A 2534-nucleotide genomic window follows, 5' to 3' on the forward strand; every position below is an offset into this window, starting at 1 on the left:
CGTGAAGAGTTTCGGGCGCCGGCAGGCGTACGAAAGTCCCCGAGGAAGGAACCCGCGGACCACAGGCTGATGCTATGGAGATTTCGCTTTTCGGCTGATGTGCGGGGTGGTGAGACTGCAGCCGGGAAGTAGATCGATGGCTACGGACAGGTCGTTTCGTTGCGCATCCGCGCGGCTTTGACAGCCTGGCGCACATCTCGTTGGAAGCCTATCGACGGCGTTGATCTCCACGGGCGCATGTGGGTCGGTTGCCGGAGACGTGATGCCTGCGGCTGAGGTTTTGGCCATTTCATGGCGGGTCATGAAGCTGCCTCCCAGGTAGTCGCCGTCCCATCTGGTGGTCCTCGCGGCTGCTTCCAGCGTGCAAAGACCTCGATGACAATCATGCGTCCGCCACAGCAGGAGCATGGCGGGCGGAAGTCATCTGGTTCGCCAGGAGCGGTGTCATCGACAGGTGCGGCGACGTGCAGGAGTTCGCGCGCAAGCGCAAGGCTGGTCTTTCGGGCAGAGCCTGCGAGAAGGCCGTAGTGCCGGATGCGGTGGAAGCCGCGCGGCAAGACATGGAGCAGGAAGCGGCGGATGAACTCATCGACGGCGAGCGTCATGACCTGCGGCCGATCGCAGCCGTCGCGACGGTAGTCTTTGTAGCGGAAGGTGACGCCAGTTTCGTCAAAGGCGATCAGTCGGCGGTTCGAGATTGCGACCCGATGGGTGTAGCGTGACAGGTAGGCAAGCACTGCTTCCGGCCCCGCGAAGGGCGCCTTGGCATAGACGACCCAGCGCTTTTTCCGGACTGGCGATAGATGTCGCAAGAAGGCCTGCCGTTCGGCGAGATGAGCAAGGGCACCGAAGAAGCCGAGCCGCCCAGCATCGTGCAGAGCGACCAGCCGGGCAAGGAACAGCCGTCGAAACAGTTTGCCGAGTACGCGTACGGGAAGCAGGAAGGCCGGGCGCGATGATATCCATCGGCTTCCGTCTGGCGTGATCCCGCCGCCCGGAACGATCATGTGGACATGCGGGTGATGCGTCATCGCCGATCCCCATGTGTGGAGCACGGCGGTGATGCCAATGCGCGCGCCGAGATGTTTGCGATCGGCCGCGATGGTCAGCATCGTCTCCGACGCCGCCTTGAACAGCAGATCATAGACGAGCGCCTTGTTCTGGAACGCTGTATCGGCGACCTCGGCGGGCAGCGTGAACACGACGTGGAAGTAACCGACCGGAAGCAGATCGGCCTCACGTTCGGCGAGCCATGTCCGCGCGGCGGCACCCTGGCACTTCGGACAGTGCCGATTGCGGCAGGAGTTGTAGGCGATCCGCCACTGGCCGCAGTCCTCACAGGCCTCGACGTGACCGCCGAGGGCAGCAGTGCGGCAGTTCTCAACCGCCGACATCACCTTCAGTTGCGGAAGGCTCAGGTGCCCTGCATGAGCGCGCCGGTAGGCCGCCCCGGCAGCACGGAAGATGTCAGCGACCTCGATCGAGGCACGCAAGGCTCAACCGTCGGGGGAGGCTTCCTCCGGCTTGAAGAGGCCGAGCTTGTCGAGCGGGCTGGTAACCGTCCGGACAGTCTTGGTCGCCACCTTGGCGTAGAGGGCGGTGTTGTTGAGTTTTGCGTGCCCGAGCAGGACCTGGATGATCCTGATGTCTGTGCCGTCCTCCAGCAGGTGAGTGGCGAAGCTATGGCGCAACGTATGCGGCCCGACCCGCTTGGCAATGTCGGCGGCCCGGGCCGCTTCAACGACAATTCGATAGAGCTGCCGCGTACTGATCGGCTTCATCGCGTGTTGGCCTGGGAATAACCAGCCGTCGCGATGCATCACACCCTGCTGTCGCCCCACCTTCCACCACTCGCGTAGCAAGGTGAGCAGATCCTCAGAAAGCATGGCATTGCGATAGCGCCCGCCCTTGCCGCGCTCGACCCGCAGTAGCATCCGCTCACTGTCGACGTCGGTGACCTTCAGCATGGAGACTTCAGCGACACGGAGACCGGCGCCATAGGCGACCGACAATGCGGCCTGGTGTTTGAGGCAGGTGGTGGCATTCAGTAAGCGAGCAACCTCGTCGCGGCTCAGCACCACAGGCAGATTCCGAGGATGCGCCAGCCGGACAAGCCTGCGCGCCAGGTCCGGGCGGTCGAGGGTCTGGGTGAAGAGGAAGCGTAACGCCGACACGATGCTGTTCATTGTCGGAACGGGCACACCATCGTTCTGCTGCTCGATCTGGAACCGACGCAGATCGTCGGCGGTCGCCGTGTCCGGTGACCGCCCGAGGAAGGTCGCCAGGCGTCCAATATCGCGAAGATAGTTGCGCTGCGTGTCGCGTGAGAAACGCCGCATGTTCATGTCGTCGATCACCCGCTGGCGCAGCGGGCTGATAGGCGTGTCGAGATCGGGGTACTGCATGATCTGGCTCCTTTGTTGAAGAAGCTCGTCATGCTCTCCCCTTGCCGGGCGACGTTCAATCCAGGCACAAACTCCAGCCCGCGCCCGCTACCTCAGCCGCGGACACCCTCCCGCGCAGCGGGTTCGTTC

At 63.5% G+C, this 2534-nt stretch carries 2 protein-coding genes; both read right to left on the bottom strand.

Translation table 11 applies throughout. From position 1 onward, the window contains the following. Nucleotides 1-299: 299 nt before the first annotated feature. Nucleotides 300-1493 carry an IS91 family transposase gene (locus tag ACM6UT_RS23140; protein ID WP_416799625.1) on the bottom strand — a complete coding sequence of 398 codons (1194 nt, stop codon included), beginning with the start codon at nt 1491-1493 and terminating at the stop codon, nt 300-302. Between the two features lie 3 nt (nt 1494-1496). Then, on the bottom strand, nt 1497-2405 hold the full coding sequence (locus tag ACM6UT_RS23145; RefSeq protein ID WP_416799626.1) for a tyrosine-type recombinase/integrase: 909 nt from the start codon (nt 2403-2405) through the stop codon (nt 1497-1499). Nucleotides 2406-2534: the final 129 nt, after the last annotated feature.

The organism is Ciceribacter azotifigens (assembly GCF_048159625.1).
In the GTDB taxonomy this organism is placed as follows: Bacteria; Pseudomonadota; Alphaproteobacteria; order Rhizobiales; family Rhizobiaceae; genus Allorhizobium; species Allorhizobium azotifigens.